General features: G+C 66.2%; 14 protein-coding genes and 1 tRNA gene. 6 read left to right on the forward strand and 9 right to left on the reverse strand.

The features are described 5' to 3' along the window. Nucleotides 1-89: 89 nt before the first annotated feature. Together ASE28_RS15790 and ASE28_RS15795 are read right to left on the reverse strand one after the other, a co-directional pair. Nucleotides 90-653, reverse strand: a complete 564-nt coding sequence (locus ASE28_RS15790) for a fasciclin domain-containing protein (protein WP_057267441.1) — start codon at nt 651-653, stop codon at nt 90-92. 202 nt (nt 654-855) lie between these two features. After that, nucleotides 856-3,234 (reverse strand): arginine/lysine/ornithine decarboxylase, encoded by a 2,379-nt coding sequence (locus tag ASE28_RS15795; RefSeq protein ID WP_057267442.1) that lies wholly within the window; start codon nt 3,232-3,234, stop codon nt 856-858. 178 nt (nt 3,235-3,412) lie between these two features. Between ASE28_RS15795 and ASE28_RS15800 the strand changes: the two genes are divergently transcribed. From ASE28_RS15800 to ASE28_RS15815, 5 genes are all read left to right on the forward strand, one after another. Then, the gene (locus ASE28_RS15800) at nt 3,413-3,838 is read left to right on the forward strand and encodes an NfeD family protein (RefSeq protein ID WP_057202879.1); all 426 of its coding nucleotides are present in this window, start codon (nt 3,413-3,415) and stop codon (nt 3,836-3,838) included. A 32-nt stretch (nt 3,839-3,870) separates the two neighbouring features. Next, nucleotides 3,871-4,797: an SPFH domain-containing protein gene (locus ASE28_RS15805; RefSeq protein ID WP_057202880.1), complete on the forward strand. Its 927-nt coding sequence runs from the start codon at nt 3,871-3,873 to the stop codon at nt 4,795-4,797. A gap of 107 nt (nt 4,798-4,904) precedes the next feature. Continuing rightward, nucleotides 4,905-4,994, forward strand: a tRNA-Ser gene (locus ASE28_RS15810). Nucleotides 4,995-5,101: 107 nt separating this feature from the next. Next, nucleotides 5,102-5,263 (forward strand): hypothetical protein, encoded by a 162-nt coding sequence (locus ASE28_RS32065; protein ID WP_157421998.1) that lies wholly within the window; start codon nt 5,102-5,104, stop codon nt 5,261-5,263. Between the two features lie 274 nt (nt 5,264-5,537). Continuing rightward, nucleotides 5,538-6,623: a hypothetical protein gene (locus tag ASE28_RS15815; protein ID WP_057267443.1), complete on the forward strand. Its 1,086-nt coding sequence runs from the start codon at nt 5,538-5,540 to the stop codon at nt 6,621-6,623. 129 nt (nt 6,624-6,752) lie between these two features. Here ASE28_RS15815 and ASE28_RS15820 read toward each other — a convergent pair whose 3' ends face one another. From ASE28_RS15820 to ASE28_RS31435, 3 genes are all read right to left on the reverse strand, one after another. Next, nucleotides 6,753-7,775 (reverse strand): sensor domain-containing diguanylate cyclase, encoded by a 1,023-nt coding sequence (locus ASE28_RS15820; protein ID WP_057267471.1) that lies wholly within the window; start codon nt 7,773-7,775, stop codon nt 6,753-6,755. Between the two features lie 205 nt (nt 7,776-7,980). Next, nucleotides 7,981-8,397 carry a carboxymuconolactone decarboxylase family protein gene (locus tag ASE28_RS15825; protein ID WP_057267472.1) on the reverse strand — a complete coding sequence of 139 codons (417 nt, stop codon included), beginning with the start codon at nt 8,395-8,397 and terminating at the stop codon, nt 7,981-7,983. Then, the gene (locus tag ASE28_RS31435; RefSeq protein ID WP_082608088.1) at nt 8,318-8,803 is read right to left on the reverse strand and encodes a MerR family transcriptional regulator; all 486 of its coding nucleotides are present in this window, start codon (nt 8,801-8,803) and stop codon (nt 8,318-8,320) included. Before ASE28_RS31435 ends, ASE28_RS15825 begins: the two co-directional genes overlap by 80 nt. 110 nt (nt 8,804-8,913) lie before the next feature. Here ASE28_RS31435 and ASE28_RS15830 point away from each other — a divergent pair, with 110 nt between their 5' ends. Further along, on the forward strand, nt 8,914-9,501 hold the full coding sequence (locus ASE28_RS15830; protein ID WP_057267444.1) for a flavin reductase family protein: 588 nt from the start codon (nt 8,914-8,916) through the stop codon (nt 9,499-9,501). 178 nt (nt 9,502-9,679) lie between these two features. Here the strand turns inward: ASE28_RS15830 and ASE28_RS15835 are convergent, their stop codons facing one another. From ASE28_RS15835 to ASE28_RS15850, 4 genes are all read right to left on the reverse strand, one after another. Further along, nucleotides 9,680-10,753: a mechanosensitive ion channel family protein gene (locus ASE28_RS15835; protein WP_369818198.1), complete on the reverse strand. Its 1,074-nt coding sequence runs from the start codon at nt 10,751-10,753 to the stop codon at nt 9,680-9,682. Between the two features lie 305 nt (nt 10,754-11,058). Beyond that, a complete protein-coding gene (locus ASE28_RS15840; RefSeq protein WP_082608089.1) occupies nt 11,059-13,182 on the reverse strand; it encodes a hybrid sensor histidine kinase/response regulator in 2,124 nt (707 codons plus the stop codon). Nucleotides 13,183-13,355: 173 nt separating this feature from the next. Further along, nucleotides 13,356-16,019: an excinuclease ABC subunit UvrA gene (locus tag ASE28_RS15845; protein ID WP_057267446.1), complete on the reverse strand. Its 2,664-nt coding sequence runs from the start codon at nt 16,017-16,019 to the stop codon at nt 13,356-13,358. Nucleotides 16,020-16,154: 135 nt separating this feature from the next. Further along, nucleotides 16,155-16,640, reverse strand: coding sequence for a CZB domain-containing protein (locus ASE28_RS15850; protein ID WP_057267474.1), 486 nt, complete (start codon nt 16,638-16,640; stop codon nt 16,155-16,157). Nucleotides 16,641-16,778: the final 138 nt, after the last annotated feature.

Genomic DNA, 16,778 nt, shown 5'->3' on the forward strand with positions numbered 1-16,778 from the left:
AGCACAGGCACACAGCTCGCACAGCCCACCATCCGGCACGAAAAAATGGCCGCGATCAGCGGCCACTCTTCAGAACCTACAACCCATCATCACTTAGGCAGCAGCACCTTGTCCACCACATGGATCACGCCATTGGACTGGTAAACATCCGCAATCGTCACATTCGCCATACCACCCTTTTCATCGGTCAGCGAAATGGTCTTGCCACTGGCCTTGGCCGTGAGCGTGCCACCCGCCACCGTCTTGATGCTGGCCATGCCCTTGCCATCGGCAATCATCTTCGACAAGGCCGCCGCATCCCACTTGCCCGCCACCACATGGTAGGTCAGCACGGTGGTCAGCGTGGCCTTGTTCTCGGGCTTGAGCAGCGTGTCCACCGTGCCGGCAGGCAGGGCTGCAAACGCGGCGTTGGTGGGTGCGAACACGGTGAACGGGCCTGGGCCCTTCAGGGTATCGACCAGGCCGGCAGCCTTGACTGCTGCCACCAGCGTGGTGTGGTCCTTGGAGTTCACGGCGTTGTCGATGATGTCCTTGCTGGCCATCATGGGGGCGCCGCCCACCATCACATCGGCAGCCATGGAGGGGATGGCTGCGGCAGCCAGAGCTGCGGCGATACCGATGGACGCGAGGCGGGCATTGAAACGGATGGTCATGAAAATCTCCTGAAGTCGATTGATGGACTGACTGGTTGTCTTTGACCGCATGAGAAATGCCACGCGGCTGTCAATCAATACGGCGCCCGCAATGCATCGGATTCAACCGCAGAAAAAAAAGCCCAAAAAAAATCGCCCCCAGCGCTGGTCGGGGGCGATCGATCTGCAGGGTCCGGGCTTTGCCGAACCCTGCCATTGGTTGCTAGATGGTGCGGCCGAAAGGCCCGTCCGAACCCACCTGCACCAGGTTCTTGTCAGTCGCCAGCGGCTTGGGGTTCTTCTTGGTGGGCTTGGCTGGCACTTCCTCGGCCACGCAGTCGGCGTAGTAGCGCACGTGGCCGCCCTCGTCCTCGACCTCGACCAGGCCATGGATGTCGGTCTCGAAGCCCGGGCACAGCTTGGCGAATTCGCGGGCGAATTTGAGGTAGTCCACGATCTTCTTGTTGAACACTTCACCAGGGATCAACAGCGGAATGCCCGGTGGGTACGGCGTGACCAGGCCCACGGTGATGCGGCCTTCGAGCTGGTCGATCTCCACGCGCTCGGTCTTGCGGTGCGCGATGTGCGCGTACGCGTCCGATGGCTTCATGGCAGGCGTCAGGTCCGACAGGTACATCTCGGTCGTCAGGCGCGCGATGTCGTACTTGGCGTACATCTCGTGCACGTGCTGGCACAGGTCCTGCAGGCCCATGCGCTCGTAGCGCTTGTGCTGCTGGCAGAACTCGGGAAGGATGCGCCACATGGGCTGGTTCTTCTCGTAGTCGTCCTTGAACTGCTGCAGCGCGGTGAGCAGCGTGTTCCAGCGGCCCTTGGTGATGCCGATGGTGAACATCACGAAGAAGCTGTACAGGCCGGTCTTCTCGACCACCACGCCGTGCTCGGCCAGGTACTTGGTGACGATGGACGCGGGGATGCCGGTCTTGTCGAACTTGCCGTCCAGGTTCAGGCCCGGCGTGACGATGGTCGACTTGATCGGGTCCAGCATGTTGAAGCCGTCGGCCAGTTGGCCAAAGCCGTGCCACTTGGCGCCGGCCTTCTTGCTCTTGCTGTCGCTGCGGATGATCCAGTCTTCCGCACGGCCCATGCCCTCTTCCACGAGCTTGTCGGGGCCCCAGACCTTGAACCACCAGTCCTTCTTGCCGAAGTCGTTTTCGATCTGGCGCATGGCGCGGCGAAAGTCGAGCGCCTCCAGGATGCTCTCTTCCACCAGCGCGGTGCCGCCGGGCGGCTCCATCATGGCGGCCGCCACGTCGCAGCTGGCGATGATGCTGTACTGCGGGCTGGTGCTGGTGTGCATCAGGTAGGCCTCGTTGAAGAGGTGGCGGTCCAGCTTGGTGGTCTGCGAGTCCTGCACCAGCACGTGGCTGGCCTGGCTGATGCCGGCCAGCAGCTTGTGGATGGACTGCGTGGCATAGGTCACCGAGTGCTTGGGGCGCGTGCGCTTCTTGCCCATGGCATGGTAGGTGCCATAGAAGGGGTGGAAGGCCGCGTGCGGCAACCAGGCTTCATCGAAGTGCAGGTTCTCCACGTAGCCGTCGAGCATGCCCTTGATGGTCTCGGTGTTGTAGAGCACGCCGTCGTAGGTGGACTGCGTGAGCGTAAGCACGCGCGGCTTGACCTTGGCAGCGTCCACGCCCTTGAGCAAGGGGTTGGCCTTGATCTTGGCCTGGATGGCCGCCGGCTCGAACTCGCTTTGCGGAATGGGCCCGATGATGCCGAAGTGGTTGCGCGTGGGCTTCATGAACACCGGGATGGCCCCGGTCATGATGATGCTGTGCAGGATGGACTTGTGGCAGTTGCGGTCCACCACCACCACGTCGCCCGGGGCCACCGTGTGGTGCCACACCATCTTGTTGGAGGTGCTGGTGCCGTTGGTCACGAAGAAGCAGTGGTCGGCATTGAAGATGCGCGCGGCATTGCGCTCGCTCTCGCCGATGGCGCCGTTGTGGTCCAGCAGCTGGCCGAGCTCTTCCACCGCATTGCACACGTCGGCGCGCAGCATGTTCTCGCCATAGAACTGGTGGTACATCTGGCCCACCGGGCTTTTCAGGAAGGCCACGCCGCCCGAATGGCCGGGGCAGTGCCAGCTGTACGAGCCGTCTTCGGCGTAGTCGAGCAGCGCCTTGAAGAACGGCGGCTGCACGCCCTCCAGGTAGCTCTTGGCCTCGCGGATGATGTGGCGCGCCACGAATTCGGGGGTGTCCTCGAACATGTGGATGAAGCCGTGCAGCTCGCGCAGGATGTCGTTGGGCAGATGGCGGCTGGTCTTGGTCTCGCCGTGCACGTAGATCGGCACTTCGGTGTTCTTGCGGCGCACTTCACCGATGAAGCTGCGCAGGCTCAGCACGATGGGGTCGAGCCCCTCGCCCACGGTGAACTCCTCGTCGTCGATGGACAGGATGAACGCACTGGCGCGGCTTTGCTGCTGCGCGAACTGCGACAGGTCGCCATAGCTGGTGACCCCCACCACCTCGAAGCCCTCGGCCTCGATGGCTTGCGCCAGGGCGCGGATGCCCAGACCCGAGGTGTTCTCGGAACGATAGTCCTCATCGATGATGATGATGGGAAAACGAAACTTCATGCGCAGCCTCCGTGAAACCGTGCCCTGCCGGCCAAAAAACGAAATAGGCGCGAAGTGTAAGGAATAACGAAGTCAGGCCTTTGACCTGGGGTTCTTTTGACCCAGAATGTGGTGGATTAAGAACAGACACACAGGCTGTTCAGAATCGGAAGAACACACAACACAGGAGGAGGTACACATGGAGGAATCCACCATCTGGTGGCTGGCGGCAGGGATCGTGGTGGTGGCAGAAATGCTCACGGGCACGTTTTACCTGCTCATGATGGCCGTGGGCCTGGTTGCGGCGGCCTTGGCCGCGCACATGGGCCTGTCTTCGGCCTTGCAGATCATCGTTGCGGCCCTGGTGGGCGGCGGGGCCGTGGTGGCCTGGCACTTTGCCAGGCGCAAGCGCCCGGGCGACCCATCACCGCGCGCAGACCGCAGCGTGAACATGGACGTGGGTGAAACCATCCTCATCGAGGGCTGGAACCCCGATGGCACCACCACCGTGAAATACCGGGGCGCCATGTGGACGGCCATCCACCGCCCGGGTGTCACCCCTTCCACCGGCATGCACCGGGTCGCCGAACTGGTGGGCAACCGCCTGCTGGTCGACCCCATGTAACCCCCAACGTTCAAGAACACTGAAAGTCGTCCATGGACAAAACCTACATCGCGCTCGTCATCATCGTCATCGTGGCGGTCTTCATCATCCGCAGCTTCAAGCAGGTGCCCCAGCAGAACGCCTGGGTGGTGGAACGCCTGGGCAAGTACCACAGCACGCTGGCGCCTGGACTCAAGCTGATCATCCCGTTCATCGACAAGGTCGCCTACAAGCACAGCCTCAAGGAAATCCCGCTCGACGTGCCCAGCCAGGTCTGCATCACGCGCGACAACACGCAGCTTCAGGTGGACGGCATCCTGTACTTCCAGGTGACCGACCCCATGCGCGCCAGCTACGGCTCGTCCAACTACATCATGGCCGTGACGCAACTGGCCCAGACCTCGCTGCGCTCGGTGATCGGCAAGCTCGAACTGGACAAGACCTTCGAAGAGCGCGACATCATCAACGCCCAGGTGGTCCAGGCCATCGATGAGGCGGCCCTGAACTGGGGCGTGAAGGTGTTGCGCTATGAAATCAAGGACCTGACGCCCCCGGCCGAAATCCTGCGATCCATGCAGGCCCAGATCACCGCCGAGCGTGAAAAGCGCGCCCTGATCGCCGCCTCCGAGGGCCGGCGCCAGGAGCAGATCAACATCGCCACTGGCGAGCGCGAGGCCTTCATCGCCCGCTCCGAAGGTGAAAAGCAGGCCCAGATCAACAACGCCCAGGGCGAGGCCGCAGCCATCATGGCCGTGGCCGAAGCCACCGCCCAGGCCATCGAGCGCGTGGCCGCCGCCATCCGCCAGCCCGGCGGCGAACAGGCCGTGCAGCTCAAGGTCGCCGAAAAGGCCGTGGAGGCTTACGGCAAGGTGGCCGCCGATGCCACCACCACCCTCATCGTGCCCAGCAACATGACCGAGGTCTCGGCCCTGATTGGCTCGGCGATGAAGATGGTGCAGACGACGCAAAGAACCGTGTGACACCACGCTCCGGATGACGGAGCGCTCAGGCAGCGGAGCGTTTTTTTGCACCGCTCTGCCCCAACTTCCAAAAGCAGCCCAAACCTGTGGCTATAATCGAAGGCTTCGGAGAGGTGGATGAGCGGTTTAAGTCGCACGCCTGGAAAGCGTGTGTGGGCTAATCCCCACCGCGGGTTCGAATCCCGCCCTCTCCGCCAAAGATACAACCCCAAGTGGCTCACGCTGCTTGGGGTTTTTTCTTGGCTGTGCGGCCTTGCCCGGCCCGCATGCAACTGCCCCAGATCGGCAACCGGAGACAACGCGCATGAGGCTGTCAACCATCTGCCAACGGGCCATGCCCTTCCCCGAAGTGACCGAAGAGCAGCACCACGATTTCGCAGCGCTGCAGAACAAAGGCAAGATCTTCGCCACAGCGCAGGACAGCGAAACAGCGCCCCGGGCGCCAAGCGCGCGATCTGCCGGCTGATGGCGAGGTGATCCGCGAGCTGTGCGCGAGCGGGCAATGGCAGGGGACGCGCCTGCCCCAGGCCCGAAAGCCTGAATTTGCGCCCCCGGATCGAGAAGTAGTTAACACTCCAGCGCGGCCGAAGGCTTGTTGCCCGGGCCCCTCAGACCTAACCTTGGCGCACCTGGAATCATCGATCCAACGCCAAGCCGGCATTCCAGGAGTCAAGTGCGTGAGCTGCGGCAGGCACCCAAGCATCCCCAGCCCTTCCTGCCCTTCCAACTGGAGTAGTCCGATGAAGCATTTCTGCCTCCTGGCCATCACCGCGGCGATCGCGGCCCACAGCCCGCTCGCAAGCGCGCAGGCAACCCTCAACCTGAACGATGGCGCGTTGCGCATCCCCAGCCTGACGGTGGGAGCCGATATCTATACCAACGTGGTGCTGCGCTACGGCGCAGACGGGCGGTTCGGCCTGGAAGCAGCCACGCCCCCTGCCGGCAACCCGGGTGGTGGTGGCGGCGGCGGCGCAGCCCAGACCCTCCAGCTGGCCTATGCGCCCCAGCCGAACACCCAGTACTGGTACAACGCGCAAGGCCGGGTCGTCGCCACCTGCTCCAACCTGCCCCAGGCGGCCATCACCCTCAAGATCCCGGCCGGTGCCACGGCCCAGGCCAAGGTGCCGTTGGTGATCAGTCTGGCGGGCTGGGCACCCAATGGCAATCCGCCGGCGCCCGTGCCGCAGGACCCGGCCGGGCTGGACCAGTTCAGCGCTGCCGGCATGGCAGCGGCCACCTTCGAGTACCGTGGGTGCGACAACTGGAGCAGCCCGCTGATTGCGCGCACCAACGTGAACGAGACCTTCGACATCGCCAGTTCGGACTTCGGGCTGGGCCTGGCGGCGATCAAGGCCGCCGTCGCCGAGCGCAACCTGCCCATCGACACCAGCCGCATCGTCGTGGCCGGCACCTCGTTCTCGAGCAACCTCATCTTCACGGTGGCCACCAAGCACCGGCTGCAGGGCGCCATTGCGCTGGCCGGGGGCTGCGACTACGACTGCAATGCCACCGGCACAACGTACGAGCAGCCCAATGATTTCCGGGTCAACGGTGCCGCCATCCGCGTCGCAGCGGTCTCGGGCAGCGCCGACCAGCTGTTCCCACCGGTCGGTCTGGGCAGCTCGGGCTACGGGGCCTCGGGCGCCCGGGCGCGCATCCTGACGACCATCCCCGACGGGGCCAGGAAGCCCGCTGCGTTCTACACCTACGTCGCACCAGGCGCCGGCCATGAAGTCAATGCGGCGATGTGGGCCAAGGCGCGGACGTTTGCGCAGTGCATGACCAATGTGCGCCCGGCGGCAGACTGCGCGGCGGATGACCGCTGAGCGGAAAGGCCCCCCGCCGGGCTTCATGCGGATTTGCATTCGATCGTATAACTAGGCGGGGAGCCGCAGACAGTGCTATAGCACGGCAAGGCGAACCAACGACGTTAGACGGTTGAAGGCAAATCCGTATCAGTGCTGCAGCGCAGCGCTGCGGCGCTCGTGCTTGGCCTGGTACATGGCCTCGTCCGCATGGCGGATGGCCGCGTCGGCCGTATTCAGCCCGGGGTCGGAGCAGACCACGCCCACACTGGCCCCCGGGTACTCCAGGATGCGTTGGCCGGCCAATGGAATGCGGCACACCGTGGCCTGCTGCAGGCGCTGGCGCAGGCTGTGGATGGCTTCGTCGGCGTCTTGCTCGCGCTGCGGGCCCGGGCCGACGAAGACGAACTCATCCCCGCCGAACCGGCTCAGGAAGTCGCTTTCGCGCATGGCAGCGCGCAACTGGTTGGCAATGGCGCACAGCAAGGCGTCGCCCGCTTCGTGGCCGTGGCTGTCGTTGACCTGCTTGAAGCCGTCGAGGTCGAGAAAAGCCACCATCACCATGCTGCCCGAGCGCCGTGAGCGCGCATGCAGCCGCTCCAGCTCTTCGAACAGGGCGCGGCGGTTGGGCACGCCGGTGAGGGGGTCCAGCAAGGCCATGGTGGACAGCAATTCGTTCTTGCGCTGCAGCTCCTCCAGCAGTTGCTCGCGCTCGACCTGCTGGGCAATGAGGCCGGCGAACAGCTGCAGGATCTTCTCGGTCTCGGGAGTGAGTTCGGTGCGCTCGGCACTGGCTGCGCACAGCGTGCCATAGACCGCGCCGTCGGACAGCCGCACCGGCATGCTCACATAGGTCTGGATGCCCAGGGCGGCCGCAGCCTCCGAGTCGCCCCAGCAGCCCTGCACGTCGGCCGTGAACATGCGGCCTTCCTTGAGGGCACGGTAGCACAGGGTGTCGCCCCAGGGCACGGTCAGGCCCTCGGGAATCTCCATTTTGCGCGTATTGCGTGAGTACAGCACGTGCTGCAGCGCGCGCTGGAAGTCGATGGTGGTCAGGTAGGTGGATTCCAGCCGCGTGACCTTCTCCAGCATCTCCAGCAGCGGGCGGGTCAGTTCTTCCAGCGTCTTGGCCTGGACGACGGAGTCGGAAAGTCGGGCGAGAAGCGGTTCCATGGCAGCAGCAACGATGGGGTACATGGTTGGCATGTCAGTCCACCTGCGGACGCAGCCCAAGCTGGCAATGTACGCCAATTGTGGCAATTAATTTATTGCCACACGAAGAAATGCAGGATAGAGCCGCTTTTGCTATCGGGCTGCAGCTGCAGCCGCTGCGGGCGATCCAGCAACCTGTCATGACGTGCAGCAACTCACCTTTCCCTCACGCAGACGCGCCCTCCAGTTCCTGCGCGGCAAACACCTCGCGTGCCGCGGCCAGGCCGTTGAGCGCCGCCGGGAAGCCCGCGTAAACGGCCATCTGCATGATGACCTCGACGATTTCCTCGCGCGTGACGCCCACGTTCAGGGCCGCCTGCAGGTGCACCTTGAGCTGCGGCGCGGCATTGCCCATGGCGGTGAGTGCCGCAACCACGGCGATCTCGCGGCTGCGCAGATCCAGGCCGGGGCGCGAGTAGATGTCGCCGAACGGGAACTCGATCAGGTAGCGCGCAAAGTCCGGCGCAATGCTGGCCAGGCTGTCGATCACCCGCTCGCCGGCCTCACCGTCGATTTCGCGCAGTTTGGCCAGGCCCTGCTGGTAGCGGTCGGGGGCGGGATGTTTGGGGAAGGCTTGAAGCACGGGGTTTCCTTTCAGGTGGCGGGGGTGCGGCTGCAAGGGAACGCGTCTCCAAGGCCCGGTAGTGGGCGATCTTGTCCTGCAGCGCCCCGGCGGAGCGCTGCATGGACTCGATCATCGCCAGCACGTCTGCCAGGTGCTGCTCCAGCAACTGGCGGCGTTCTGGCACGGTTGCATTCCCTTCGCCGCGAAGCCTGGCGAAGGCCTGCATCTGCCCGATGGGCATGCGGGTCTCGCGCAGGCGCAGCAGGAATCCGATCCACTCCATGTCCGACGCCGCATAGCGGCGCTGGCCGCCGGGTGCGCGGTGGACGGGCGCGATCAGCCCTGCGCGCTCGTAGTAGCGCAGGGTGTGTGCGGTCAGTCCGGTGCGCTCGGCGACCTCGGAGATGGTGAGATGGGATGCCATGGGACCGATCCTAAAAGTTGGAGTGCACTCCAAGTCAAGGGATTAAAGCGCACCTATCATCGCTGGAAGATTCGCTGCGCCAGCGCACCTGCAACCCCCCAAGGAATCCCATGAACAGCCATCTGGCCCCGGTCGATCTGGCCAAGGCCTACCGCCTTCTCAACCACGGCCCCACGGTGCTGGTGTCAGCCCGCCACGCCGGGGTGGACAACGTGATGTCCGCCGCCTGGGCCTGCGCGCTCGACTTTGCGCCACCCAAGCTCACGGTGGTGATCGACAAGGCCACGCGCACGCGCGCGCTGGTCGAGCACAGCGGCCATTTCGTGATCCAGGTGCCCACAGCCGCGCAGATGCAGCTCACGCACGACGTGGGCAACACCAGCCTGCACCAGGACAAGGACAAGCTGCGCCACCACGGCGTGGAGCTGTTCGGCATCGAAGGGCACGACCTGCCCTTCGTCGCAGGTTGCTCGGCCTGGCTGGCCTGCCGGCTCATCCCCGAGCCGCACAACCAGCAGGCCTACGACCTCTTCATCGGCGAGGTGGTGGGCGCCTGGGCCGATACGCGCGTGTTTTCGGGTGGCCACTGGCACTTCGAGACGGCCGGGCCCGAATGGCGCAGCCTGCACTATGTGGCCGGCGGGCAGTTCTATGCGATTGGCGAATCGCTGGTGGCGAAGACGGCCAGCAAGGCCTGAGAGTCTTTCGTCCATGCCTGCCTTGCACGCCAAAACACCCCGGCTCGTCGAAAGCAAATGCTCGCCATAGCCCGAGCCATGGCTGCGCTTTGCGGCTAGATTCGAGGCGTGTTGACGCGCTCCTCGGACACGGCCGAAAAAACTCCCAGCCTCTGAAACCGGCGCTCCATGGCACACATCACTTCTGCTGCAACAGCGCACCGGCCGCAGCGCCGCCAGGCACCCGCACCTGCGGCAGGCAATCGGGGTACTCGCGCTGGATGAAGGTCACCAGCGCCTCGCGCACGCGGCAGCGCAGGTCGAACGCCAGGCCCGAGGAGCGGGCCGAGACCAGAACGCGGATCTGGATGGTGCGGTCCGTCGCCTCGGTGAGCTGCAGCACGCTCACGCGCTGGTCCCATTCTGGCGCACCATCGAGCACGCGCTTGAGCTCCTCGCGCAGCGGGTCCAGCGGCAGCGCATAGTCGGCGTAGATGAAGACGGTACCCAGAATCTCGGAGCTGGTGCGCGTCCAGTTCTGGAAAGGGTGCTCGATGAACCACTGCAGCGGGATGATCAGGCGCCGCTCGTCCCAGATCTTGAGCACCACGTAGGTGCCGGTGATCTCTTCCACCCTGCCCCATTCGCCCTCGATGATAAGCACGTCGTCGATGCGAAACGGCTGGGCCAGCGCTATCTGCAGGCCCGCGATCATGTTGCTGAACACCGGCCGCGCAGCGATGCCCGCGACGATGCCCACCACGCCGGCCGACGCCAGCAGGCTCGCGCCCACCTGGCGCGCGCCGGGAAAGGTCATGAGCGCCATCGCAAGGCCGGCCATCACCACCGCCGTCATGGCGGTGCGCGAGAGCACGCGCGCCTGGGTGGCGATGCGGCGGGCGGTGAGGTTGTCCTCCACGTCGGCCGGGTGCTTGGCGATGACCCCGTCGGCCAGCCCGCCGATGGCCGCGATCAGCAGCCAGCAGGTGCCGGCAATGGCGGCCAGGCCATTGAAGTGCCGCACCGTGTCGATGTGGCGCAGCTCATCGCTGGACGCCTGCCACACCAGCTGCAGCGCCATCAGCGGCAGCAGCAATCGCACCACCGGCACGCAGGCCTCGAACACCGCGTGCAACACGGGCACCTGGCCTGTGGCCCGCCGGAGCACCATGGTGGCAATGCGGTGCACGATGCCCGCCACCACAACGGCAGCCACGGCCACCGCGCCGGTGTGGGTCCACGAAGTGGGGTCGAACCAGTCCATCACATCCATGCGGGTACGGCAGGGGGCGTCCCCTGCATCGGCAAGGCATGGCGCCTGGGCTCTCGGGTATCCGGCATGGGCGGCTCCGCAAACGGTGAAGCCGCCATTGTCGAAAATTGCTGCACAGCAGCATGTCAGCCAATGCCGACAATGCTCCATAGAGCCTGATGTGGTTGGCCTTGATCAGTTGTACCGTGGCCCTGGCCTCGCGGTCCGTTGCCGCAGCAGTATGTTCTGGCTGCACCCGGCAATAACGCACTTTCTGCGGCTCCCCGCCCAGTTCTCCGACTGGATGCAAATCCGTAGGACACCGCCTACCGGGTGATGCGCGCGATCGCCGCATGCAGCATCTGCGGCGTGCAGGGCTTGGGCAGGACCTCGAAGCCCAGGTGGTGGATGTGGTCGAGCTGCTCGGCGTAGCCGGTCATCAAAAGCAGCTTCTGCGCGGGCCATGTGGCGCGGATGTGCGTGGCCAGGGCCACGCCGTCGATCTCGCCGGGCATCACCACGTCCGACAGCACCAGGTCGGGCCGTTCGCCCTGCTCCAGCAGCGCACGCGCCTTGGCTGCGCGGTCCATCCGCGTCACGCTGCAGCCCAGCGATTCGAGGATGGGCACCAGGGAGGCCGCGACCTCGTCGTTGTCTTCCACCACCAGCAGGGTCTTGCCCAGCGGGGCCAGCGACGGAGCGGGGCCCGCTTCCTCGCTCGCCGCCTGCGGCTCCGTGCTCGGAAAGTACAGGCGGATGCGCGTGCCGACCCCCTCTTCGCTGGCAATCTCGGCCCGCCCACCCATGCGCTGGCACATGCCGTACACCTGGCTGAGCCCCAGGCCCGTGCCCTCGCCCACGGGCTTGGTGGTGAAGAAGGGCTCGAACACCTTGCTGAGCAGCTCCGGCGGGATGCCCGTGCCCGTATCGGCCACCTCGACGAGCACCATGGCGGGCATACCCTGGCCCGCTTCGCTCTCGCTGGCGTTGCGCGCATGGATCTCGAGGGTGCCGCCCTTGGGCATGGCGTCCCGCGCGTTGATGGAGAGGTTGAGCAGCGCCAGCTCCAGTTCCGCCAGGTCCAGCACCACGGGGGCGGTGGCGGGGTCCACCCGCACCTGCAACTGCACCTGGCTGCCCAGCACGGGGGCGATCAGGTCCTGGATGGAGGGCAGTTTGTCCTGCAGCACGACATGCTCGGCCACCAGGGGCTGGCGGCGCGAGAAGGCCAGCAACTGGCGCGTGAGGTTGGTGGCCGACTTGACGGCCCGGGCGATGGAGTCGAGCTGGCGGGTACCCGCGTCGGGCACCGTGCGCTTGAGCAGGTGCAGGTTGTTGCTGATGACCATCAGCGCGTTGTTGAAATCATGAGCCACGCCGCCCGTGAGCCGGCCCAGGGCCTCGAGCTTTTGCGCCTGCAGCAGGGCCTCTTCGGCGCGGCGGCGGGTGACGATCTCCTTTTCCAGGCTTTCCATGGTCGAGAGCGCGGTACGCGCATTGCGCAGCGCCATGCGCGCGGCAAAGAACAGCGCAGCCACCGGTAGCGCGCCCAGTGCGAACAGGGCGCCCAGCTGGCGCAGCACTTCGTTGCGCAGCGCGGTCAGGTTCATGCCCGTGCCCACGAACAGGGGGTAGCTGCCCACCTTGCGGTAGGCGATGATCCGGTCCTGCCGATCCACCGACGAAATGCCGCGCATCTGGGCAGCCACTTCGCCCTTGAGCAGGCGTTCCATCACCGGGCTGCTCGGTGCCAGCCGGTCGGGTGCATTGGCGACGAGGGGCCAGCGGGTGTAGATGGCGCCGTCTTCGCGAAACAGGTTCACCGCCAGGCCGGGCTCGTCGGCCACCAGGTCGCTGTAGAAGTCCTGGAAGTACCCGGCGAGCAGGCTGACGTTGACGACACCCCCGAACTGGCCATTGTGGTCCTCGAAGCCGATGCTGATGTCGATGATCTTCTCCTGCGTGGTCCGGGCGACCAGAGGCGCCGAGAGGTAGCGCTGCCCCGGCGGCTGCAGGCGGTGGAACTGAAAGTAATCGCGGTCAGACACCTCGAACACCGGTACCTGCGCAAACCGGCTGCTGGCGATGGGCTTGCCCTCGGCATCGATGACCCAGATGGACTGGATCTGCGGCTGGTCCTTGACCCGGGCGAGCATGGCCGCATGCAGGTCGGTGGCATGGATGCGCAGCTCCTGCGGGCTCCTGCCGCTGACCATGGCCAGCACCCGATCCTGCAGCGCCTCGGACGCGGCCATCACCTTGGCCGCATGCTCATGCGCCACCCTGAGCGAGCGGCTCACGCGCAGCTCGGCCTCCTCGCGTGCATCTACGTAGCCCACAGCCCCGAACACCAGGTAGATGAACAAGGGCACGGCCACGCTCAGCAGGACCAGCAGCCGAAGCCACTTCACCGAGGCCCGGGCTCTGGACTGGTTGTCTTCACGCGCCACCGGTGGTTCCCATGTCGTTGTTGCCAGGATTGGCTGCCAGTTGTTGTTCGGGGGTCGATTGGGCTTGGTCGCCCCCTCAAAGTATCAACGAATTTGTGGGGAATTGCCCGCGCTGGCATGCAGGCGCCACCAACTTGCAGGAGCGTGGCAAGGGCGCGACACGGCTCCCTTGATCAGCCCACGCCGAGGGCCAGGGCCAGATAAGGCGCCGTGCGGCTACCCTTCGCCGCTGCCACGGTGGCCGGGGTGCCCTGTGCCACAATGCGCCCGCCCGCCTCGCCCGCGCCGGGCCCGATGTCGATCACCCAGTCGCAGGCCGCCACCACGCGCATCTCGTGCTCGACCACCACCACCGTGTTGCCGGCGGCCACCAGACCATCGAGCTGGGCAAGCAGGCGGTCCACGTCGGCCGGGTGCAGGCCGGTGGTGGGCTCGTCCAGAACGTAGAGTGTGCCGCCGCGCTGGGTGGGCCGCTGCAGCTCGGTGGCCAGCTTGATGCGCTGGGCCTCGCCGCCGCTCAGCTCGGTGGCGGGCTGGCCCAGGCGCAGGTAACCGAGGCCGATGTCGCGCAGAACCGCCAGGGGGCGCAGCACCTGGGGTTCGCCGGCAAAGGCGTCGCAGGCGGCATCCACCGTGAGGCCCAGCACGTCGGCGATGGACAGGCCGTTCCAGGCAATCTCCAGGGTGGCCGCGTTGTAGCGCGCGCCGTGGCAGGCGGGGCATGGCGCGTACACGCTGGGCATGAACAGCAGCTCCACGCTCACGAAGCCCTCGCCCTCGCAGGTGGCGCAGCGGCCCTTGGCCACGTTGAAAGAGAAGCGCCCCGCGTCGTAGCGCCGCTTGCGCGCGGCTGGCGTGGCGGCAAAGAGCTTGCGCACGCCGTCGAACAAGCCCGTGTAGGTGGCCAGGTTGGAGCGCGGCGTGCGGCCAATGGGTTTCTGGTCCACCTGCACCAGGCGCCGGATGTGCTCGCTGCCGGCCACGATGCGCCCTGCCACCGGGAGGGCCAGCGGCGACGCATTGCCCGCCGGCGCCTCGCCATCGTCGGGCATGGCGCCGGCCGTGTCCTCCTCGTCCGCCACCACCGGGCGCCCCAGGTGGGCCGAGACCAGTTCCAGCAGGGCCTGGCTCACCAGGCTGGACTTGCCCGAGCCCGAGACACCGGTCACCGCTGCCATGCAGGCCAGCGGAAACGCAGCATCGAGTCCGTGCAGATTGTTGCGCGTGATGCCTTCCAGCCGCAGCCAGCCCTGGGCCTGGCGCGGCGTGCGCTGCACTACGCTACGGGCCGCATCGCCGAACAGGTAGTGCCGCGTCTGCGACCGCTCCACCCCGGCCAGGCCGGCCGGCGGGCCGCTGTAGAGCACCTCGCCGCCGTGCTCGCCTGCCGCCGGCCCCACATCCACCAGCCAGTCGGCGCGGCGCATGGTGGCCACGTCGTGTTCCACCACGAATATCGAGTTGCCCGCGGCCTTGAGGCCCTGCAACGCGGCCAGCAGCGCCTCGCCGTCCGCAGGGTGCAGGCCGGCCGAGGGCTCGTCGAGCACATACACCACGCCAAACAGCTGTGACGAGAGCTGCGAGGCCAGGCGCAGGCGCTGCAACTCGCCAGGCGAGAGCGTGGGCGTGCTGCGGTCGAGCGAGAGATAGCCCAGGCCCAGGTCGATCAGGGCCAGCACGCGCTTGCGCAGGTCGCTGGCCAGGCGCTGGGCGGCAATCACCTTTTCTTCGGACAGCCAGTGCGTGCGGTGCACATCGGGCGCGGCGGCGTGGGCCGCAGGGCGCCTGCTTCTGGTGCGGCCTGCGGGTGCATCGGGCGTGGGGTCGCCCTCCCCCAGCCGCCCTTCGGCTGCAGGCCGCAGCAGTTCGGCCAGCGCCGTGAGCGGCAACTGCGACAGGCTGCCGATGTCGCGCCCCGAAAAGGTGACCGACAGCGCCTCGCTCTTAAGCCGCTTGCCCTGGCACACCGGGCACAGCGTACCCACCATGTACTGGGCCACGCGCTTTTTCATCAGCGCGCTCTGGCTGTGGGTGAAGGTGTGCAGCACGTGGCGCCGCGCACCGGTGAAGGTGCCCATGTAGCTCGGGGTGAGCTTGCGTTTCATCGCATCCTTCACCTCGTCGATGCTGAAACCCGCGTACACCGGCACGGTGGGTTGCTCGTCGGTGAAGAGGATCCAGTCGCGCAGCTTTTTGGGCAGCTTGCGCCAGGGCACGTCCACGTCGTGGCCCAGGGTGGTGAGGATGTCGCGCAGGTTCTGCCCCTGCCATGCCAGGGGCCAGGCGGCCACCGCGCGCTCGCGGATGGTCAGCGAATCGTCGGGCACCATCGATTGCTCCGTCACCTCGTACACCCTGCCCTGGCCATGGCAGTGCGGGCAGGCGCCCTGCGGGGTGTTGGGCGAAAAGTCCTCGGCATACAGCATGGGCTGGCCGGCGGGGTAGCGGCCGGCGCGCGAGTACAGCATGCGCAGCGGGCTCGATATCGCCGTGACGCTGCCCACCGAAGAACGCGTGCTGGGCGTACCGCGCTGCTGCTGCAGTGCCACGGCGGGCGGCAGCCCGTCGATGCTGTCCACCTGAGGCACGCCGGCCTGCACGATGAGGCGCCGCGCATAGGGCGCCACCGATTCGAGGTAGCGCCGCTGGGCCTCGGCGAACAGCGTGCCGAAGGCCAGGGACGACTTGCCCGACCCCGAGACGCCGGTGAACACCACCAGCGCATCGCGCGGGATGTCCACGTCCACATCTTTCAGGTTGTGCTCGCGGGCGCCGCGCACGCGGACCATGCCACGGGGCGGGGATGTAGAAGCTTGGTCAGGGGAGACAGGAGGCATCGGGGCACGGCGCGAGGCCGGGGAAATCGGGGGCATCGGGGGGTTATCCTAACGGGGACCGGCGGACCCTCTTGCGGTGCTGCTCGGCCAGCACCTGCGCCCTGCACCCTTCGGTCCCGAATTGCCTGGCCTGGCTCAGCGCACGGCGGCACCTTTGAGTTCCTTCAACAGCAGCACCACCTGGTTGGACGCGTGGCGGCAGTTGCTGCCCAGCACCCTGAGCGACTGCTGCTGCTCGCCCGCCTGGAACAAGGTGACCACGGCAGCCGCCTGCTGATGAAAGTATTGGTGCCGGGCCACCAGCATGGCAAAAACCGTGTGCTGCCCGTAACGCGCGTGTCCGGTTCCAAACAGCCAGCGGCCCAGGTCACACCGATGGTCCTGGCAGATCAGCTCCGGCCGCATCACCTCGGACGTGCGGCCATGGGCCATGTCCTCCAGGCGGGTGCGCCAGCGCTCGTGGATGGCGATGTATGCGTCGATGTCCATCTCCAGGGTGAAGTGGTCGGCAACCTCGTCGTCCAGCACGAGTTCGCTGGCGTTGTCCTCCGGGTCCCAGGCTGCTTCAGGGCTGGATCGGACTCGCTCACGGACCCTGAGCAACCGAGTGAAAAATCCCATCTTCATTCCTCTTTGTTCCGCCATTGAGCGGCCATCCCCATACGTTGTCCATGCGTGCCTGCCGGATCAGCCCCGGATCGGCGGCGACGCATGGATGCTGAATGAAGCGGCCACCGAAATCCATAACCCAAATGATCT

The organism is Acidovorax sp. Root219, assembly GCF_001428665.1.
Lineage (GTDB): Bacteria > Pseudomonadota > Gammaproteobacteria > Burkholderiales > Burkholderiaceae_C > Acidovorax.

Bases quoted from the DNA above. Each gene is read 5' to 3' on its own strand.
- ASE28_RS15845 (WP_057267446.1), bottom strand. From the start codon at position 16,019: ATGCCTCCTGTCTCCCCTGACCAAGCTTCTACATCCCCGCCCCGTGGC.
- ASE28_RS15790 (WP_057267441.1), bottom strand. From the start codon at position 653: ATGACCATCCGTTTCAATGCCCGCCTCGCGTCCATCGGTATCGCCGCA.
- ASE28_RS15795 (WP_057267442.1), bottom strand. From the start codon at position 3,234: ATGAAGTTTCGTTTTCCCATCATCATCATCGATGAGGACTATCGTTCC.
- ASE28_RS15820 (WP_057267471.1), bottom strand. From the start codon at position 7,775: ATGGAACCGCTTCTCGCCCGACTTTCCGACTCCGTCGTCCAGGCCAAG.
- ASE28_RS15805 (WP_057202880.1), top strand. From the start codon at position 3,871: ATGGACAAAACCTACATCGCGCTCGTCATCATCGTCATCGTGGCGGTC.
- ASE28_RS31435 (WP_082608088.1), bottom strand. From the start codon at position 8,803: ATGGCATCCCATCTCACCATCTCCGAGGTCGCCGAGCGCACCGGACTG.
- ASE28_RS32065 (WP_157421998.1), top strand. From the start codon at position 5,102: ATGAGGCTGTCAACCATCTGCCAACGGGCCATGCCCTTCCCCGAAGTG.
- ASE28_RS15800 (WP_057202879.1), top strand. From the start codon at position 3,413: ATGGAGGAATCCACCATCTGGTGGCTGGCGGCAGGGATCGTGGTGGTG.
- ASE28_RS15830 (WP_057267444.1), top strand. From the start codon at position 8,914: ATGAACAGCCATCTGGCCCCGGTCGATCTGGCCAAGGCCTACCGCCTT.
- ASE28_RS15815 (WP_057267443.1), top strand. From the start codon at position 5,538: ATGAAGCATTTCTGCCTCCTGGCCATCACCGCGGCGATCGCGGCCCAC.
- ASE28_RS15835 (WP_369818198.1), bottom strand. From the start codon at position 10,753: ATGGATGTGATGGACTGGTTCGACCCCACTTCGTGGACCCACACCGGC.
- ASE28_RS15850 (WP_057267474.1), bottom strand. From the start codon at position 16,640: ATGGGATTTTTCACTCGGTTGCTCAGGGTCCGTGAGCGAGTCCGATCC.